Below are 20325 nucleotides of genomic sequence, written 5' to 3'. Positions count from 1 at the left end.
TAAATGTATTTTTAGGAGCACTAATCATATCGCAAGGATTTTACTCAAAAACAGCCATACAACAACTTTCAGAAAACTGAAAAATTCAGGCCCCTAAAATGTTTAATATCATTATGTAAATTATGCCATAATTGGACGTATTCTAAAAAATAGAATAATATTAAAAAAAATATTATGAAAACCTTACTCGAACTGAATAAGATTTTCAACATCATTATAGACAACTTCCAAACCGCACATTGACGGAACGTAGTTGGCCGCCTTTGCGGAATTCACGCCAATAACCTCAAAGCCCATTTCCTCGATTGGAGCTACAACCATGCAGGTGTCACATACTATGTTTCCGCCTGCGGCCTCGATGAGTTTAGTGTAGCCCATCCTGTCGGCTGTGGCCTTGACGCTGACGGATGTGCATATCCATAACTTGTTCTTAATTGTTTTTCCCTGAACGATAGCTGCAACTTGCTTAATCTCTTCAAGTGATGCATGAGGACAACCCAGACAGATCAGGTCAGGTGTCCTGTCGCTTGTAGTGAGTTTTTCACGTGTATCGGTGATTTCCTTCTCGCCAATAAACATTATATCCTCAACATCAGCCTCGCCGGCAATGTCGAACTCAGGTGTCACATTCTCCATATGGTATAATGCGACTGAACCGGATGATGCCAGTGCCGCACCCAATGTCTTCAGGTCATTGTTGTTTGGAGTGTTTTGCAGTTTAAAGTATGGTACTCCGCTTCCGACAACCTTTCCGATATAATAGCCCAATGCTCCGAAATCCGCGCCGTGCAATTCTGTGTTAACATTAACGACAAGGTTTGCCTTACGGTTTTCAGGCAGATGGAACCCGTATAATGGGGTTTTTCCGACAATTGCAGCTGCAAGCGCTGCCGGTCCGCCTTCACGGTTGCTTCTTGCACCTATGACTGAGTTGACGTATGCAACAGCTGATGATTCGGACCATGACACATGATCCCTAAATCTTGGCACGTTTCCAACCAAATAAGGAGTGCAAGTGCATGTTTTAGCAATTCCAAGTTCCGCATAGGCGTCAACGATTTCATTCTGCTTGACTGCGAAGTATTCCGGAAATCCCAATTCCTCCCAATTGTCCAGATCGGTTCCAGGAGGGTTTAGGGATGCGTTGATTGTGGCTTTTCCTGAACCGTCGCCTGCAAGGTCCTGCAGGTATTCAAGTCCCGCTTCGCCGATTGTCTTGTATGATACGCCGGATACCTGAGCTGAGGTGATGTCCACGAGCTTGGAAGCGCCGTAGATGTCGCCTAATGCAACCAGTATATCCATGCTTTTGCGTATGGTTTCACCGTATTCGCCATCGCACATTGCCTGTTCTTCTTTTGTTAAAAACATATTAATCATTACTTAATTGATATTCAACCATCTCATCCACCAGGTGAAGGAAATTATCCTTTGCCTCGTATGGAATCATAGCGCCTGCGGCAATGTCATGTCCTCCCCCGGTGCCGTTGAAGTTGTTGGATGAGTCCATCAGTGCCTTTCCAAGGTTCACTCCACGGGCAACCATGTCCCTGGTTGTGCGCCCGGAGATCTTAATGTCCTTGTGAAGACGTGACAGTCCAATGACCGGTTTGGAATTATCCAATAATTGTACTGACAAGCCGATGCTTGCAATGGTGCCCATTACAGATTTCAACACCTTATCTTCAGAATACAAGTATTGTATGGCGTTCAATTGCTGGGCGCCTTCGCGCTTGATCCATTCAAGTCCCTTAACGATTTGATCACGGTATTGGCGCTGAAGCTTCAATGCGGCATCCAGTGCCTGTTCCCTTTCGCCCAAGGCTATGCTCAATCCCAAGCCTTGCTTCTTGTTCTTTCCGCATGCGTCAAGGATATATGAGTATTCCTCCAGGTCCCTGAGCAGCGGGATTTCCTTAGGCACTGTGTAGCAGTCACCGAAGATGTCCGGGTTGACCTCCACCAAGGCCTCTTTTAGAAGGTCCTTTTCCTCATCCTCAAGGTCGGTGAACTTGATTCCGTAGGACAGGTTCATTCTCTCCAGGAATTCCTGTGCGCCTTCAAGGTCTCCGCTGATTCCAGGCAGCGGCGGTGAGAAGGTGTAGGCGAGGGATTTGAAAATCGGTTCTGATGCCTTTGAAACTATCTTCAATCCTTCATGTATCTCAACGGTTCCGCTTTGGACTGCATCATCCAGTATCATGCGGTTGACGCCAGTGAATCCTTCCTGGCCTTGCATGTCACCGAATGCACCGACGAGTGCGAAGTATGCAAGGTGCTTCTTGTCAAGCTCGCGCACAGCAAGGTATGCTGAACCGGCACCGCATAGGTCTCGGCTGCCGTCGATTTCAAAGAGGTGAGGGTTTATGTGAACCACATTGCTCTCAGCCTCTGTGTCGTTGACCTGATGGTGGTCTGCAACTATGACGTCATGCTTGTAGGTGTTGAATTCCTTAATAAAGGGACTTCCCATGTCTGAGAAGATGAAAAGATCGTACTTCTCGCTTCTCAGCTGATTGACAATGTCCTCTTTCAGACGAGGGATTATTGTTGTGTGGAACTGAACATCCTCTTCTTTTAAGGCATTCGCTATGACTGCCGCAGCTGATATTCCATCAGCATCGTTATGAGAAATTAATCTTATAACACTATCCTTTTCAATATGCTCCTTGAGCATATCAGTGGCTTCGCCAGCCCTATTTAACAAGGAGTGCTGCTTCTTTTGGATTATATCTCCATCCTTCTGGTAATGCACCTTCACTTACATAGTAAGATGCTAATCTTCTGATTCTTGCTTCGATAATGGTTAATCCTCTTTTGGAGTGTAAGTCTTTAGGGTTTTCTTCAAGGTGGTCCCTGATGTTTACAGCCCTTCTGATTAAGTTCATTAAGTCTTCTGGGTAGTCTCCAGCCTGACCGTTTCTTTTTAGGATTTGAGTGATTCTTTCACCGGTTACGTCCTTAACGGATGGGATTCCGTATTGATCTCTTAGGATGATACCGATTTCGGAAGTGCTTTTTCCTTCCCTGTTAAATTTCAAAATCATTTCTTCAATTTCTTCGTCACTGTAAGTTACCCATTCTGGTCTTGCCATAATATAAACCTCTTTAAATTTTTTAAATCTTAAATAAGCCCAATATAAACAGAAAATAAAGTCTACTCTTGACTGGAATACCATTCAATGAATTTGATTAATGAATTTTTCCTATGTGAAAACTGGTTCTTCTCTTCAGTGGTGAGTTCCCCGAAAGTCTTGTCTAGACTTGGAACATAGAATAGGGGATCGAATGCGAATCCTAAATCTCCTCTTTCTTCAACTGCGATTTCACCTTCGACCTTGCCTAAAAAAGTCTTGGGCTCAGAATTGGGGGCACAGTACCCAATAACTGACCTGAATTCGGCATAACGGTCATCAGTGTCTTTCAATAGCTTCAATATTCCCTGGTTTCCAATGGTATCCTGAACGTAATGTGAATATGTTCCCGGAAACCCGTTTAAAGCCTTGATGAATAAGCCAGCGTCTTCCACAATCACAGGTTTGTCAAGCTTACGGCTGGCATATTTTGCGCCTGATAAGGCCACTTCCTCAAGGGTTCCTTGGGGTTCTTCATAGCCTAAATCAATATGCTCAAGTTCAATGCCGTAATCTTTGAAAATATTCTCTGCTTCTATTACTTTATGTTCGTTACCAGTTATAAATGTTATCATATTTTTAAGTTTTAGCTATGGTTTATATTATAGGTATTGGTGATGTGTCAATGAATTGTAGTTCAAATGTCAAAAAAATTGACACATGATTGACAGTTAATACGATTTTACAAGAAAGTAATATATTTATAAATATTCATATAATACTTGAAGAAATGATTAATTAAATATGACAAGGTAGTGGAAAACTATGAAATATTAACAATGACTTTGATTAAATATGTGTCAACAAAATATGAAAAATGTGTCAAAAAAATTGACACATGATTGACATTATAATTTTTTATACATGAATGATTTTTCTAATTTCATTTTTTTAACCAAATGTTTATCCACTAATTTATTTAAATCCGCTCTAGCAGTATTTCTAGAAACATTAAATATATTTACATATTCAGTAATAGATATTGAAGATTTATCACTTTCTAAAAAGCTTGATTGACGCTCATTCAACTTAACATGCTTATTCAGGAAATCCTTACCATGAAAAGTGACCTTGAAAAACTCGCCGGACTCCTCAAACTCAGGTTCTTTCAAGTCACTTTCAAGCATGATATTCTTCATCCTTTTAATGCCAGTGCCAATGTGTTCCATATATTTTGTATTTGAAAAAATACTGCATATTACTTTATTTCTATGAACCGGTTCATGAAATTCCAAATCAGAAACCTTTAAAGGATATTGCAATCTTCCAGGACTTTTAATTTCAATCGTATCCTCATAAATGTAAAATGTTATCGCTGAAGATGTGATTGAATAATCCCTATGGGCAATAGCATTAACCAATGCTTCACGAATTGCTTCTTCAGGATATTCATCAATTGTATCTCTCAAAAATCCCTTGATATGATGAACATGACTAGTATTATCATACAAAAAAACCAATGCATCGGAAAGCAACTTCAATAATGGCTTATTCGAATTGATTTTAACAACATCCTCCAAAGAATCCCTATCAATGAACTTAACCATTTTAACTTCATGAGCGATGTTGAATTTGGATATGTCTTTAGCAAAAAACAATGCCCCCGCCACATTTAACTTGAATTCACCATTATGAAATTCACCTGCATTAATGGTAGATAATATATAGTCTAGACCCTTTTCATCCCTTAATTTTTTCAATGCCTGATTATCACACACTCTAAAAAACATTTCTACAGCTTCCATATCCACATCATCACATGAGGAATCCAATAATATCTGTGAGTCATATGCCCTGTAGTTGATGAGATTTTTTTCTAAAAAATCAGTCAGGCTTCTTCTAACTTCATAGTATAACTCGTAGATGTCATCGAAAGTCTGGTAGCTGTGTTCATTTTTAATCTTATCAATGAATTTGTTTACCTCATCATCGCGGTATTCACGGTTTTTAATGAAGATCAATGCATCATTATGGGCTCTGTTGAACAGGTCATATTCATATTCTGTTGCGGATATTCCAGATTCCAGTTTTGAACCATAATCAGATCCAATCAATCCGACATATATTTCTGAGTTAACAACTTTATGAGAATATAGTTCAACTGGGCGTTTTCCAGATGAGGATGTTTCTTCGAAAGTGAACACTTCAAAGAATCTGTTCAAGACATAGTCATTCTCTATTTCTTGTTTAATGAATTTTCTTTCATTTTCAAATTCGCTTCGGACGCTGCTAAGGAAAACTTTAAATTTCATCAAAAAACCTCCTTAAAAATTAATTAACTAAAAATATATATGTTTAATTAGTATTTAAAGGTTTTTAAGTTGTTTTTAGAATGAAATATTGCTTTAGAATTGAAAAATTGTTGGCACTTTGAAAAATTGCCCCATGAATGAAATATTGTCACCACAGTGAAAAATTGTCATGAGCTAATGAGTGTACCTTCCTCGGGATTCAATATCCCTTATGGAATTGACTATTGATGCGTCACCATATCCCTCCAATACGCAATCGAAATACTTGACAGCCAGATTATAGTCTATACTTTGCAGGGACTTCTTCAACACCAGCAAGTCGACCGCCTTATCCTCCTTGACCTGTGAGTATCTTCCAAGGCCGAAGTCGATGAAGACGAGTTTGCCGTCGCGATACATTATGTTGGAGGTTGTGATGTCCCCGTGGATGATGTCGGCTGAGTGAAGCTTTGAGATTTCCACACCAATCTCACGGGCCAAGTCCTCATCGATGATGTCCTTTACCATGACTCCATCGATTTCCTCCATTACAATGGCCTTTCTTTTCAAGTCAACATCATAGAGCACGGGAGTCTTGACTCCTGCGCGCTTGGCGTCGGACAACAGTTTAGCCTCTTCCTTGGTTCTTGCCTTACGTATCTTATTGTCGATTTCAGGAATCCTATAGCTTTTGGGTATGCGGTCCTTGACCACTGCATTTTCGCCCAGATACTTGCCTTTTACAATGTTTGACTCAGCCCCCTTGGCGATGAACTCATCCGGCAGCTTCAGGTAGGTTTTGGCATTGTCGATCCATGGGATGTCAACCTCATCGGTTCTGAACTTCTGGATGATTCCGGTTTCCGACAATTCCATCGGCCCGAACTGCCTGCACATCAAAAGTCCAAGCCATGCGATCATGACCCCATTGTCCCCGCACAGCTTCATCTCGGGCATGTAGAACCTGGCGCCGTGCTCCTCGGACATTGTTTTGAGCATTTCGCGCAGGCGTGAGTTGGCTGACACTCCTCCGCACAGCATCACCTCATCCTTTTGGGTGTGTGATAGCGCCCGCTCGGTCACCTCCACAAGCATTGCGAAGGCGGTTTCCTGAAGTGAGAAGCACACATCCTCGATTGGAGTGCCTTTCTGAACTTCCCTAATGGCCGCCGATAACAATCCTGAAAACGAGAAGTCCATTCCCTTGACGATATATGGCAGGTCAACGTATGAGCCCTTCTTGGCGAGCTTCTCAATCACCGGTCCGCCGGGATGTCCAAGTCCTGTTTCACGGCCGAAATGGTCAAGGCAGTTTCCCACAGCAATGTCAAGTGTCTCACCAAATATCCTGTACCTTCCGCTTTCATATGCGATGACCTGACTGTTTCCACCGCTGACGTACAATGACACTGGGTTGACGGCTCCGGTGTCGAGCTTTCCGACTTCAACGTGGCCTATGCAGTGGTTGACGCCAATGATTGGTTTATTCAGTGACAGTGCAAGGCTTCTGGCGGATGTTGCAACAATCCTCAATGCCGGCCCGAGTCCGGGACCCTGGGAAAATGAGACTAGATCAATGTCGGAGTATTCCAGTCCTGACTGCTCGATTGCTTCGGGTATCAGTTTAGGAATCCATTCCGCATGGTGCTCGGCTGCCAGTCGAGGGTGAATTCCCCCTTCCTCTGGATATAACTGTTTTCCGGCCATCGCCAGAATGTTACCGTCACTGTCAACTATGCCCACACCTGTCTTTTCCGCTGTTCCTTCAATTCCTAAACTTATCAAAATAATCAACTGCAAAAAAATTTTATTAATAGTATATATTATTTAAAATATAAAAATATTTTTTAAATTCAAAATACATAAGTGAATAGTATGGGATTTTATAGCGCAAACACTCCAGAACAGAAAAGGGTTAAGAAATTAACCGGAGACATTAACATCAGTGAAATGTTTAAAAACGAATGTGAAACCAGAGGAATACCAATCTACAATGCATACAACATTCAAAAACGCTTATTGCATGAAGTGGAACAGGAACAGTTGGTTGGCGTGAAGCAAGTGGACGACAGGCTGATGGAACTGCTTGACGAAAGGGGAAAGAACAAGGTGACACACCGCTACGTCGACTTCATATCCAATGAGGACAGTGCGTCAAGAGGAGTAATACCTCCAAGGTCAGATGAGAAAACTTCACTGCCACCAAAAGATCAGATTAGAATCCCACCAAGAGCAAGGGACGGCAAGACATTCCAGACAGATGAGGAATTGCCTGAAATCGAAATGCTTAAAAAAATCATGCTTCAAAACAAGAAGATTATTAACCAGAACAAGATTATCATAGACTTATTGAAAAAACAAGGTGAACAATAATGATTGATGGTGTAACAACTTACGGTTCAACAGAACTGATTGAAAAGCTACAGGAAGCTGAAGACGAAGCTGTATTCCTACTGACAATAGGAACAACCGAAACATCACTTATAGATGGAATATCCGGTGCAGGACCATCCGCAGACCTTACCGAATACACACCGGCAAGCGATGCGGAATTCATGGTTTTGGGAGAGGTGAGATGCTGCGAAGCACCGGCGGAAACAGTAGTGGGCGATGCTGCAGCGCCAACCCCTGCAAGACTTACAAAAGCGGCGCTGCAACTCGCAAGCATCCCATTCGTGATTGTTGATGCAGGATCCAAAATCAAACCCGACCTCGAATACGTCAGCCTCGGAAAAGACTATGGAAGAGACATCAGAACAGGCAAGGGCGTATTGAACCCATTGGAAATATTTGAAAACGCAAAGGATTTGGGAAATGAACTGTCACTAAGGCATGAAATGCTCATCATCGGAGAAAGCATAGCCGCCGGAACCACAACCGCCCTGGGCGTTTTAAAGGCATTGGGCTATGAGGCCAATGAGAAAGTGAGCGGAAGCATGCCCCACAACCCACATGACATGAAATCAGATACCGTTAATGAAGGACTGGAAAACGCCGGCTTAAAGCCAGGTGAAGCTGATGCAATGCAGGCAATCGGTGCAGTGGGAGACCCAACAATCCCAGCAATCGCAGGACTGGTATTGGGCTCAGACATTCCAATCATACTGGCCGGAGGAACACAGATGGCCGCAACCTGTGCAGTGATAAAATCCATACAGCCGACATTTGACTTTTCAAGAATCAACCTCGCAACAACCGTCTTTGTGGCGGCTGATGAGACCGCTGATCTTTTCGGTATCCTCGAGCAGATTGACGACAACATCACAGTCAATGTGGTTGACCCAAGGTTTGAAGACTCCGAACACGAGGGTTTGAAAAACTACCTTAAAGGATTCGTCAAGGAAGGCGCAGGCGCAGGCGGCGCAATGTTCACCGCACTGGTTTTAGGAAATTCCGTTGAGAAACTAAGAAGAAAAATAGAAAAGGTATGCAGAATAGGGAATTAAATCCCTATTTAACCATCCACCAAAATTTTAACTATAAAGCAATATTGACATCATCATGTCAAAAAAACTAATTTAAATACTTATTTTAATGATTGAACAATTTTTACTTATTTTTATACATAGATTTATATGATTCATAGGTTAATTTAGTAATAGACTAGTCTATGAAAGCTTTTACTTGCTTGGATTAAATCGCCCTTAATAAATGTAAAGGTGAAATAATGAGTAAAAAAATAGAATTAATAATTAAACTAGTTATTACCATTCTACAACTCATCACCATAATTTTCATAAGGTTGTTTTAAAAAAAAAGAACTAAGCAGTTGAATGCCAAAAAAACTAAAAAGTTTTAGAATTTTCCTTTGGGTAAGGTTTTCCGCTTTCATGATACGTATCAAAAATTATTTATAATGTTAATAATAAAGGAATATATGCAAATTATTAGAACTTTGTGATAATTTGTTACATTTATTGAGGGTTTAATATGAAGTTAGTTAACTCTAACTTTATATTAAAATTTAAACTATTTTTAACTGTTTTTCAAAAAAAAAGATTTAAAGATGTATTGATATACATCTGTTTAAAATATGTGGGCGATTGAACCCATGAACACTATCAGACCCATCAGCCAGCAGTAATATGAGAATATGTCAAGGTTCCTGTTCTGTACCAGGTCAAGCATCCACTTAATAGCCATGTAACCTGCAATGATGGATGCGATGAAACCCAATATCACCGGCAGGAAGTTGGCGTCCATTGCAGAGCCGATGTCTTTTGCCTGAAGGAGAAATGCTCCAAGGATTGCTGGAATGGAGAGTATGAAACTGAACTTTGCCGCAAATTCCTTATCCAATCCGATTGTGAGTCCTGCTGCGATTGTTGTTCCTGAACGTGAAAGGCCCGGCAGTATGGCGCATGCCTGACCCAGTCCCATGAACAAGGCTTCCTTTTTGGTTATGTTGTTGTAGTTGATGTTTCCGCTAGGCATCCTTTGTGAAAGGTACAATATTGTTCCTGTAACGAATAGGAAGAATGCCGGAACGTACAATGCGCCTGAAAACAGTGCATCAACGGAGTCCTCGAACAGCAATCCCACGATTCCGACCGGTATTGTCGCCATTATCACGTACCATGCAAGCCTCTTGTATGGGTCATCGTAGAATCCTTCCCTGAATCTTCCCTGGAGGATGTCTCCGATGCTCAGCCACCATGACTTGAGCATCTTGTAGATGTCATACCTGAAGAACCACAATACTGCGATGAGGGATCCCAAATGAAGGAATGTGTCGAAAGCCAGTGAGCTTTCAACCCCCAAGAGGTTTTGAATGAACACAAGGTGCGCTGAACTACTAACCGGCAGGAATTCTGTCAATCCCTGTACGATACCGATTATAATTCCCTGTAGTATATCCATTGTCTACACCGCTTAGATGTAAGTCAGCCAGCCGTACTTGTCTTCCGCTTTCGCTTCCACAATGTCGAAGAATGTTTTTTGTAGTTTTTCTGAAACAGGTCCTCTTCTGCCTATTCCGATTGTCCTGTGGTCGATTGATCTGATTGGTGTTACTTCCGCTGCTGTTCCTGTGAAGAATACTTCGTCTGCAATGTATAGTCTTTCCCTTGAAATTGTCTCTTCAATCACCTCATATCCGAGGTCACGTGCGAGTGTCATTACTGAGTCACGGGTTATTCCCTTAAGGTTTGATGATGACATTGATGGAGTGTATAACTTGTCCCCTTCTACTAAAAAGATGTTTTCACCACTTCCTTCGGATACGTGTCCTTCATAGTCGAGCATGATTGCCTCGTCGAATCCGTTGTCGAGGGCTTCGAGTTTTGCAAGCTGTGAGTTCATGTAGTTTGCACCGCATTTTGCAAGTGTCGGGAAGGTGTCAGGTGCAGGTTTTCTCCAGGAGGACACTCCGATGTCGACTCCGTTTGCCATTCCTTCCTCTCCAAGGTATGATCCCCATTCCCATGCTGCGATTGCAACGTTTACAGGGCATCCAAGTGGGTTGACTCCGAGTTCCCCGTATCCTCTGAATACGATTGGGCGTATGTAGCATCCTCCGAGGTCGTTTACGCGGAGGGTTTCAAGAATCGCTTCTGCGATTTCCTCTTGTGTGAACGGTATGTCCATCTTGTAGATTTTCGCTGAGTCGAACAGTCTTTGGACGTGTTCCTCGAGGCGGTATACTGCTGTTCCGTTTTCATTGGAGTATGCTCTTATTCCTTCAAAGACACTTGTTCCATAGTGAACCACGTGTGAGAGCACTGATATGTTTGCGTCTTTCCATTCTACGAATTTTCCGTCTAGCCATACTTTGGTTTCTTTGTCATCCCAAGCCATTTTATCACTTCAATTTTTTATGTAATATTTTATATATCCTTATTATTTTATAAAATTTTCTTCATGATTTTTGAATTACCGAAAAGTATATATACTAGTAAAGTCATAATATTGTTTGTTGGTTCCGTGGTCTAGTTGGTATGATACCTCCCTTACAAGGAGGGGATCACGAGTTCGAGTCTCGTCGGAACCACTCTTAATTCTATTTTTCAAAGATTTTTTCATGATTTTTATCCATATTTTATCGTTGTTTTTTCGTGAAAAATCACTCTCCAAATTAATTCTTATGCCAAATTATTTAAATTAAATTACCACTTTATTCAATTTTCTAATAGCAATCATGTTTAACTGAACAGAATTTAAAAATAAAATTAATTGATGATTAAAATTATCAAATAATAAAATTTAAATAGTTTTCTAATTAAAAAATAATATATCAAATAAGGAGATTAAAAATATGGTAGTTAAAATTGCTATTATTAAAAGTGGTAATATTGGTACTTCACCAGTAATTGACCTATTGTTAGACGAAAGAGCAGACAGACCAAACATCGATGTTAGAACCTTTGGATCTGGAGCAAAAATGAACCCAGAACAAGTAGAAGACGTCGTACCTAAAATAGACGCTTTCGAACCTGACTTCGCAATCTTCATTAGCCCAAACCCAGGAGCACCTGGACCAGCTAAAGCAAGAGAATTATTATCCGAAAAAGATGTACCTGCTATTATCATCGGTGACGCACCTGGTAAAGGTAAAAAAGATGAAATGGATGAACAAGGCCTCGGTTACATCATCGTTATGTCCGACCCAATGATCGGTGCAAAAAGAGAATGGTTAGACCCAACTGAAATGGCTATCTTCAACGCTGACATCTTAAAAGTACTCGCAGAAACCGGTGCATTAAGATTAGTACAAAAAACCATTGACGGTGTAATTGCTGCTGCTGACGCAGGCGAAGACATCGAATTACCAAAACTCATTATTACTGCTGAAAAAGCTGTAGAAGCAGCAGGATTCGCAAACCCATACGCAAAAGCAAAAGCTATTGCTGCATACGAAATGGCTGGAGCAGTCGCAAACTTAGACATGAAAGGTTGTTTCATGACCAAAGGTTTCGAAAACTTCATCCCATTAGTAGCTGCTGCACACGAAATGGCTGCATGTGCTGCTAAATTAGCACAAGAAGCAAGAGAAATCGAAAAATCCAACGACACAGTCTTAAGAACTCCTCACATGAAAGAAGGAAACCCAGGCTGCAAAGTTGATTTAATCTCTAAACCAGAATAAGTAGCATAATTTTTGCTACTTCATTTTTTTCTTTTTTTAAAACCAGAACACCACGATTATTGAAAATACTTTAAAATATAATTTTTTAAAGAAAATAATAATAAAAAATTAGAAAAAAAGATAGTTAAAAGAATTAACTATAACACTCCTTTTGTAGAAGGAATCTGATCATGTTCTATTTTAATAGCTTCTTTTAATGCTTTAGCAAATGCCTTAAATACTGCTTCTGCCTTGTGGTGGTCGTTTGCACCTTCAACAGTGCCGTAAATATTTAATTTTGCACTTGAAGCGAATGATTCAAAAAAGTGAATGACAATATCCGAGGTCATGTCACCTATTTTTTCGTTTTTAAAGTTCAGTGACATGTTGCAGTAGCTTCTTCCACTGATGTCTATTGCCACTGTGGATACTGACTCGTCCATCGGCACTATTGCATGAGCCATTCTTTTTATGCCCTTTTTATCTCCAATAGCTTCAAGAAAAGCTTCACCCAAAAGGATTCCCACATCCTCTATGGTGTGGTGGTCATCAATCTCTATATCACCGACCGCCTTAACATCCAAATCTATCATTGAGTGCTTGGAAAATGATTCCAGCATGTGGTTGAAGAAGTTAACTCCTGTATCAATGTCGTATTTTCCTTCACCGTCAAGATTCATTTTTATTGAAATGTCGGTTTCTGAGGTTTTCCTTGAAACGTTTGAAATTCTAGTCATAATATTACCTATCAAATAATTGATTTAAGCATTGATAATTCATGCTTCTTCGCCCGGACGTATAATTGTAATGCAGTCTGTAGGACATTTCATTGCACATATTGTACAAACATGACAATATCTTAAATCCAATATACGTGCAACTCTACCAACTTTCCAAATTTTAGCAGATTTTGGACAAATCTCCGCACACTCTCCACAACCTATACATTTCTCCTCATCAATTAAAATCTGCAACGGCATAAATAATCACCTATAACTTTAAAGTTGCAACTGACATTGCCTTAAATCCAATATAAATATCTTTTCCTATATTAAGGTTCAATTCCTTCTCAGCAGACACTGTAATATCAGAACATAATATTACTCCGCCCACATCGATTTTAACGCGGATAATTTCTCCTTCAAGCTTCATTTCTATAATCTTACCCTTCAATATATTACGAATGCTTGAGGTCTGAGGCTCCAACATAAGGAAAATATTGTCATAGCTAATCAATGCAAGAATATGGTCTCCTATCTCATAATTCCTGTTTAATGGAGCGTTTATTTCAAAATCCCCCATGCTAATGGTCATTACACCCTTAACATCATTAATGTTAACTATCTCAGCTTCAATCTCATTAACATCCTTGTGAAGCTCCATGATGGCATTTATCTTCTTGCATTCCTTGAGGATTGAGTAACCCTCCTCGGTCAGGGAGGTTCCTCCCCCTCCGCCTTTGCCGCCTTTAGTGGTGCTCACTATCTTCACGTCAAGTGATGACTCCATCTTCTCAATGTAATTCAATGCTGTACGGTATGAAACCTTAATCTCCTTGGCAGCACTTGTCAGCGAACCGGTTTCAATAATTGATTCAAGCAATTGGTACTTCTTGCTGTCAAGCAAGAATGAATTGCCATCCACATTGATTTTATATTCTACACCTGCTCTTACATCAGCCATATTATAAATCCCCCAAAATATAATATTATATATATTTTTTTCATATTTTAAATAGTTTAGTTTCTAAATTCCAATTTCTCAACAAGATTCAACATCTTATTGACAATCTTGGATAGGGGGCCGAATCTGGAAGAGAGATGCCTTAAACTCTCAATATCATCCTTTTGGAAGAACTTGACCAGTATCAATGCGAAGAAATAAACAATCACACATGCAATGATGCCCGGGAATAGCCATAATGTGGATTTTGGAATGAAGAAAGCAAAAACCCCCATTATCAATGCGGCAGCTATAATCTTAATGACCGATGATGCCGGAGCCTTTGTTTCAGTCAGCCTGAATACGAAATAGACACATGGAATCATCATCAAAAGGCATGCTATACTGGTTGCCAATGCCCCTCCGGCAATGCCCATGGTCGGAACCATGATCCAGTTCAATACGCCTGTCACGACTGCACCGCCGACAAGGATGTACATTGGGATTCTAGGATTGCCTATGCCCTGGATTATGCTGGTTGAAATCGCGAAAATTGAATAGAATGTCATTCCGATTGAAAGTATTGCCAATGCGCCCGCACCCGCAACATATGCAGGGTTCTTAAAGTAGAGTATCCTCAATGTAGGTGAAGCGAACAATGCCAGACCGACACACATTGGGACAACGAACAGCAATGAGAACTTATAGGCCTCGGAGACATACTTCTGAAGCATGTCAATGTCCTTCAGCTTGAACGCCTCGGATGAGGCAGGAAGTATTGTGGTTGCAATTGAAATTGAAATGATCAGCGGCAGGCGCGCAATTGGGTCTGCGGCTGCAAAAAACCCGATGTCTGCAAATGTCAGAAACTTGCCCATTACGATTGTGCAAATGTTGTAGATAAGCATTTCGGCAATCGCAGTGATGATTACAGGTATGGAGAACTTCACCAATGTTCCTGCAAGCTTCATCTCATCCTTGCGAGTGAATACAAAGTCGTCGCTGGCCTTAGGTATGAACTTGCCCATATGGTACTTGAAGATGTAGACTGCAGCCACAACAGAAAGGGAATAGCCTAACACTGTACCCCATAGGGCCCCTACAGTGGACAATCCTATGAGAACGAACGCAGTGGCACATAAAATCATACCGAGCTGCTCCACGGCACGGGTGTAGACGATATACTCCATCTTGTACACTCCCTGGAACGCTCCCCTGAACGCACCCACGATAACGCTGAACGGAGTGATTAGACCGACAATCTGCAGCGGAACCAGTGCGGCAGGCTTTCCAAGATAGTCATAGGCCAGATACGGCGCCACGACGAAAATCATCAATACCCCAAAGAAGAGTCCCAGAAACACCATTATCTTCAAGGCCGTGTATATGGTCTGTCTCGCCATGTCCTTCTCGTCAACAGCCTCGTACTCTGCAACATACTTTGCAATTGCCGGAGGCAAGCCCCCAGCAGACAATGTCTGGAAAATGCCCTGGAAAGGCAGTGTGATTCCCAATATACCATACGCAGTAGGTCCCAACAGTATCGCCATAAGGAAACGGTAGACATAACCTCCGATACGGAAGATTATGTTTCCTATGAGAATGATGAAACTGCCACGCACCAATTTGTTAGCCATAATTTAACCTTAAAAATTAGTTATTAATAATATAAATTGATTTTGATATTTAAATATATTTATTTAAGAAATTTTCAAATTCAACCAAAGTTCTGTTCAATGACTCCATGCCATAATCATCCTTCTTTATTTCCTCAATTGAATCCTGTGACCAGAATGATGCACCCAAGTTTGAACCGAAAGGCCCACCGCTGACCGGTATTATTCCATGTATCATGAAGTAGGTTATATTTGCGAGATGTGCGAAATCCTGCCCCCCGGTGCGGTCACCTCCAACGGCAATACTCATGCCGATTTTTCCCCTTAAAAGATTATAGTCAATGGCTTCCAGTGCCCTTGTACGGTCCATTATTATCGAAAGGTTTGCTGAAACGGATCCTGACTGAACCGGAGTTGCCAGAATGATTCCGTCAGCGCTTTGAAGATTCTCATATACCTCACCCATATCGTCCTGTATGATGCATTTCTTGTTTTCAAGACAATAGTCACAATGAAGACATGGCTTTAAATCTTTACCATTACATGTAAACATTTCTGTTTCACAATTTAATTTTTTTAGTGCCTGTGTTAAAATATATTCTGTTGTGCTCTTACGGGGACTTGCACAGATTCCAAAAACTTTCATGAAGATAGTTTTAGCCAAATCAATTAAAATATTTTATTAAAAAATAGAATAAATAGAGAAATAAATCTCTATTTAATAGTTATTTTCACTTTTTTACTTGATGCTTTGTAAGCACTGTTTCCTTTAAACTTAATAACTGCATTATATTTGCCTTTTTTGGTTAGTTTCTTAATTTTAAAGGTTGCTTTACCCTTACTGTTGGTTTTTGCAGTGTAAGTTTTCTTACCTATTTTAATAGTAACTTTAACCTTTTTAACAGCTTTATTACCGGATTTTAAGGTAATTGAGTATTTTTTAATTTTGGTTTTTGCCTTGAATTTTTTCTTTTTAGCAGTTATTTTAGTTGCTTTTTTGGTTACTTTAGCAGTGCCTTGTTTATTGGTATCAGGATTAGTGGAATCTCCCGGAGTAGTGTTTGTAGAAGTATCGTCCTCCTTAGGAGCTTCTTTAGTAATTACAATAATCTGTTGCAATGCCAATAAATAAGAATTGGTTGAAATAAATGATACTGAATTGGCATCCCCAATTGAATTGGTGACATCTAAGACATACAAATCTGTGGAATTGGAATTTCCATTCCAAACATCTTCATTTAACATGTTATTGAAAATAACATTACCTTCACCCTTTTGAGCACCAGCAGCAAAAATATACAGTTTAGCATCTACTTTCCCACTAGAGTTAACATTAAATACAGAATCCACCTTAACTTCCCTATTCAAATCATTGAAGTCAACGAAAGAGAGCAAATCTGCATCATTTGAAATGTAAACATCCTTAATGGTTTTGCTTCCTGTTGTATTGTACATATAAATTAGGGTTGACGGATAAACAAATGGAATGTTTGATTTTTTAGTTAAAGCAAATGAATTGGAACCTGCCTTAATTAATTGGCTTACATCATAAACCAAAACACCATATCCATAATCAGCTTCTCTTCCAAAGTTGATTTGATCCCTGTACAGCATAATAGGAGTTATTTCAACATCATTGAATCTTGTTGAAAACATGCTTAAATTTTCGGATAATCCTTCATTAGGGTTGAAGTAACTATAAGGTACATATATTAATGATTTTACAAGGATAGAATTGGCAGGCAAGGTTACAGTCCATACATCTGTCCTGGAAGTGCCGTAATTATCCAGATAGGAATTGTAATCCTTGATATCAATTACAATATCCCCGGTTATTGTTCCATTAAAGAAAGGATTAAAGGCATTTGAATGATATGAAAAATCTTTTCCTAAGTATCCATCATATAATATAGGTGCATTAATTGAATATGAACTAATCTTCTCTCCATTGAATATTATTTCAGCCAGGTAGTTGACTTTATCATTGTCCCCACCATAAACTGTATTTCCATCAATCGGCCTGATTGTTGGGTCAATTAATGATATTGTATCACTTTTTCCATTTAGAATAATATCCTGTGAACCTATGAAGACATTATCCGCATACAGCTTAACTGTAAACTCGCCACTTCTTGTGTTTTTAATTTCGATGTATACTTTGTTAGAAGTGCCTGCAAAGGCAACGTTATCATATTCTGTGTTTATTGAAGAAACAGAAGTCTGTATTTTTTTGGTTAACACCATTATTTGCTGCAATGCAAAGAGTCTGTATCCAGGCACATTGGAATAGGCACCAACAGTGACATTGTTGATATCCTTAACTGTTCTTTTAATATTTAACTTTTTAAAAGAGGTTTGTCTGCCTTCAATTGTCCATTTGGTTTTTTCACCATTAAAAATAATATATGCTTCATCACCGGAATCGTCTGTTGCAGCAAAAACGTAAAAATCGGCAGATTGAACCAATTCGGAACTGACATTGAATCTGGTTTTCAATTCGACTGGCCTGTTGGCCACATTGTAAGAGTTTTCAAGAATATCTGCAGTATTGTCTATATAAATAAATTTTACAGTATCGCTACCTGTCATGTTATACATGTATACCAGGGTGCTTGGATTTAATGCAGGATATTCATCAAATTTCTTGAGGAACAATGTATTATCACCATTTCTAAGATAGTCAGTCACATCATAAATGAAAACACCATATCCATATACTGCATAAGGATATTCAGTTGTAAATGCATGAAGAATATTGGATTGATCCCTATAATATCCACATACGTTCAATTTGTTTCCGTTGAATGTGGCTTCAATCAGATTTTCATCTTCAGTAATGTTATTGAGATAATTTGGAATATAGTAATTATAAGGAACATAAATAAATGCCCTAACAAGATTAGAACCGCTAGGCAATTCCAGATTCCAAACATCTGTTCTGTTTAAATCTTTTCTATTCAAGTATGTGTTCTCATCTTTAACATCAACTACAATATCTCCAGTGATTGAAGCATTGTATGAGAATGGAATGTCATAACCTGATTCATATGCGAGATCTTTACTTAAAAGACCATTGTAGAGAACCGGAATGAGACTGGAAAACGAATTGACTATTTCCCCATCATAATACAATAATAAAGTGTAATTAGTTTTATCATGATTTGCCTTATAATCAGTGTTTTTGTCAACAGCCCTGATTGTAGGATCAGTAAGATGAACGGTTGTAGCCACCAATCTTTGCAAATTAACGTTAACGCTATCCACTTCCACACCATCAGCCAATAACTTAAGGTTATAATTTCCTGCGTTATTCACTTTAACGGAAGCTGTTATGGTATTATTGGTACCTGCATAAACAAGGATGATTGGAGTGGTACCTAATGAATACTCTGTTCTGAATGAGAGTTCATCGCTACCAGCAGCATCTCTAGAATAAAAACTGTTGTCAACGACCAAAAGGGACATGGCCTCTTTAAATGAAGCCCATCCGGAAGAACTGGCTGTGCATTCCAAATAAAACTCAGGTTCAAATAGGTCAGTTAAATCCCACTCGTGATATTGGTAATAACTTCCATCAATGTAAACATCCCCAAAATCCTCCTGAGAAATTAGAGGCATACCATTCAACTCATAAAACGCATCAATGCTTGAAAGTCCAATATTTGTAAGAGTTACCTTACCATTATCCCCTAATTCAATTTCACCGGCATCAAAAGAAACACCAGTCTTGGCATTAGTCCATGCTTGACCTGCATTGAACTGGTAGAAGACCTCATCATCATCACCGTCATCATATGCAAGAATTAAAGATACCAACTTAATCCTGCCGTCGAATTGTTTGCTTCCAGGTAGGGAAAGAACATCAACAGACACTGAAGTCCCATTCAATCCTTGAACCATATCTGTTATATTATAAAAGATCATATAATCAGAATAGACTTTATCTATATAATCATTTAAAACAAATCTTGTACCGTCAATTACTCCACTTGGATACCATAAATATTCTGAATGAGTAGAAGTGGCATTAGCAGTGGTTATAGTAGTATTTGCAATTATATCATAAGTTGGCTGTGCACTTCCCGCATAAATATTAACATAAACATGTGCAAACTTAATGTCAGTGGCTTCTGATGGTATTAAATAAGTTATTCCACCGTGATTACCGTTAACACTATCACTAGGCGCCCATGGATGTGTAGCTGTTAAATCCACACCTCCTGAAACAACACCTTTCTCAACAAGAGGGATGTCGTCGCTTATGACCCCATCTTTTAAAATATCTTCATGAGAATCAGATAATTTTTCATCGACAGAAGATGATTCAATCTCCTGCAAGCCAACACTCTCATCATCAATAGATAATATGTCCGTATCATCAGTAGTTTGATTTAAATCATTAGTGTCTTCAGCAAAGACCATACTAACATTAATGATGAGAACAAATGTTAAAATAATTAGAAAAAATTTTTTATTAATCATTGTCCTACCTTAATAATTTTTAATAATATTTTATTATTTAGATAATATATTTATTAAAAATAATAATATAAGTTTTTCCAAAAAGTTGAAAATTTGAGCAAAATACAAAAAAATAGATAAAAAATAGAGAAGTTAAT

17 protein-coding genes and 1 tRNA gene are annotated in these 20325 nt (G+C 39.4%); 4 read left to right on the top strand and 14 right to left on the bottom strand.

The features are described from left to right. Positions 1-183 precede the first annotated feature (183 nt). The 6 genes from QZU77_RS03520 to QZU77_RS03495 form a co-directional block, all read right to left on the bottom strand. Positions 184-1371 carry an aconitase X catalytic domain-containing protein gene (locus QZU77_RS03520; RefSeq protein WP_295600086.1) on the bottom strand — a complete coding sequence of 396 codons (1188 nt, stop codon included), beginning with the start codon at positions 1369-1371 and terminating at the stop codon, positions 184-186. A gap of 1 nt (position 1372) precedes the next feature. Beyond that, complete coding sequence (locus QZU77_RS03515; RefSeq protein WP_295600083.1) at positions 1373-2707, bottom strand: DHH family phosphoesterase; 1335 nt, start codon at positions 2705-2707, stop codon at positions 1373-1375. Further along, complete coding sequence (locus tag QZU77_RS03510; RefSeq protein WP_295600080.1) at positions 2697-3095, bottom strand: 30S ribosomal protein S15; 399 nt, start codon at positions 3093-3095, stop codon at positions 2697-2699. The genes QZU77_RS03515 and QZU77_RS03510 overlap by 11 nt, the downstream gene beginning before the upstream one ends. Before the next feature lie 62 nt (positions 3096-3157). Further along, entirely contained in the window at positions 3158-3709 is a 552-nt protein-coding gene (locus tag QZU77_RS03505; RefSeq protein WP_295600077.1) for an XTP/dITP diphosphatase, read from the bottom strand. A gap of 273 nt (positions 3710-3982) precedes the next feature. Beyond that, positions 3983-5386, bottom strand: coding sequence for an ATP-binding protein (locus tag QZU77_RS03500; protein WP_295600074.1), 1404 nt, complete (start codon positions 5384-5386; stop codon positions 3983-3985). 174 nt (positions 5387-5560) lie between these two features. Further along, the gene (locus QZU77_RS03495; RefSeq protein WP_295600071.1) at positions 5561-7159 is read right to left on the bottom strand and encodes a bifunctional N(6)-L-threonylcarbamoyladenine synthase/serine/threonine protein kinase; all 1599 of its coding nucleotides are present in this window, start codon (positions 7157-7159) and stop codon (positions 5561-5563) included. Positions 7160-7240: 81 nt separating this feature from the next. Between QZU77_RS03495 and QZU77_RS03490 the strand changes: the two genes are divergently transcribed. After that, positions 7241-7738, top strand: coding sequence for a hypothetical protein (locus tag QZU77_RS03490; protein ID WP_295600068.1), 498 nt, complete (start codon positions 7241-7243; stop codon positions 7736-7738). Continuing rightward, positions 7738-8811 (top strand): nicotinate mononucleotide-dependent phosphoribosyltransferase CobT, encoded by a 1074-nt coding sequence (gene cobT, locus QZU77_RS03485; RefSeq protein ID WP_295600066.1) that lies wholly within the window; start codon positions 7738-7740, stop codon positions 8809-8811. Before QZU77_RS03490 ends, cobT begins: the two co-directional genes overlap by 1 nt. Before the next feature lie 580 nt (positions 8812-9391). Here cobT and QZU77_RS03480 read toward each other — a convergent pair. Together QZU77_RS03480 and QZU77_RS03475 are read right to left on the bottom strand one after the other, a co-directional pair. Then, positions 9392-10225 carry an undecaprenyl-diphosphate phosphatase gene (locus tag QZU77_RS03480; protein ID WP_295600063.1) on the bottom strand — a complete coding sequence of 278 codons (834 nt, stop codon included), beginning with the start codon at positions 10223-10225 and terminating at the stop codon, positions 9392-9394. Between the two features lie 12 nt (positions 10226-10237). Further along, a complete protein-coding gene (locus QZU77_RS03475) occupies positions 10238-11161 on the bottom strand; it encodes a branched-chain amino acid transaminase (protein WP_295600062.1) in 924 nt (307 codons plus the stop codon). A 120-nt stretch (positions 11162-11281) separates the two neighbouring features. Here QZU77_RS03475 and QZU77_RS03470 point away from each other — a divergent pair. Both QZU77_RS03470 and QZU77_RS03465 read left to right on the top strand, forming a co-directional pair. Beyond that, a tRNA-Val gene (locus QZU77_RS03470) sits at positions 11282-11354 on the top strand. A 264-nt stretch (positions 11355-11618) separates the two neighbouring features. Continuing rightward, positions 11619-12449, top strand: a complete 831-nt coding sequence (locus QZU77_RS03465) for a F420-dependent methylenetetrahydromethanopterin dehydrogenase (RefSeq protein WP_295600058.1) — start codon at positions 11619-11621, stop codon at positions 12447-12449. Between the two features lie 137 nt (positions 12450-12586). Here the strand turns inward: QZU77_RS03465 and hisB are convergent, their stop codons facing one another. The 6 genes from hisB to QZU77_RS03435 form a co-directional block, all read right to left on the bottom strand. Further along, positions 12587-13165 carry an imidazoleglycerol-phosphate dehydratase HisB gene (hisB, locus tag QZU77_RS03460; RefSeq protein WP_295600056.1) on the bottom strand — a complete coding sequence of 193 codons (579 nt, stop codon included), beginning with the start codon at positions 13163-13165 and terminating at the stop codon, positions 12587-12589. A gap of 39 nt (positions 13166-13204) precedes the next feature. Further along, a complete protein-coding gene (locus QZU77_RS03455; protein ID WP_366208857.1) occupies positions 13205-13408 on the bottom strand; it encodes a 4Fe-4S binding protein in 204 nt (67 codons plus the stop codon). 10 nt (positions 13409-13418) lie between these two features. Next, complete coding sequence (locus tag QZU77_RS03450) at positions 13419-14111, bottom strand: TOBE domain-containing protein (protein WP_295600054.1); 693 nt, start codon at positions 14109-14111, stop codon at positions 13419-13421. Between the two features lie 56 nt (positions 14112-14167). Next, positions 14168-15727 (bottom strand): flippase, encoded by a 1560-nt coding sequence (locus QZU77_RS03445; protein ID WP_295600051.1) that lies wholly within the window; start codon positions 15725-15727, stop codon positions 14168-14170. A 49-nt stretch (positions 15728-15776) separates the two neighbouring features. Then, on the bottom strand, positions 15777-16352 hold the full coding sequence (locus tag QZU77_RS03440; RefSeq protein ID WP_295600048.1) for a flavodoxin family protein: 576 nt from the start codon (positions 16350-16352) through the stop codon (positions 15777-15779). 68 nt (positions 16353-16420) lie between these two features. After that, positions 16421-20128, bottom strand: coding sequence for a DUF3344 domain-containing protein (locus QZU77_RS03435; protein ID WP_295600045.1), 3708 nt, complete (start codon positions 20126-20128; stop codon positions 16421-16423). Between the last annotated feature and the right edge of the window lie 197 nt (positions 20129-20325).

It is taken from the genome of uncultured Methanobrevibacter sp., assembly GCF_902774605.1.
Classification (GTDB): domain Archaea; phylum Methanobacteriota; class Methanobacteria; order Methanobacteriales; family Methanobacteriaceae; genus Methanocatella.
Note: the sequence above shows the minus strand (reverse complement) of the source record. Positions and strands in the feature narration are given on the sequence as shown.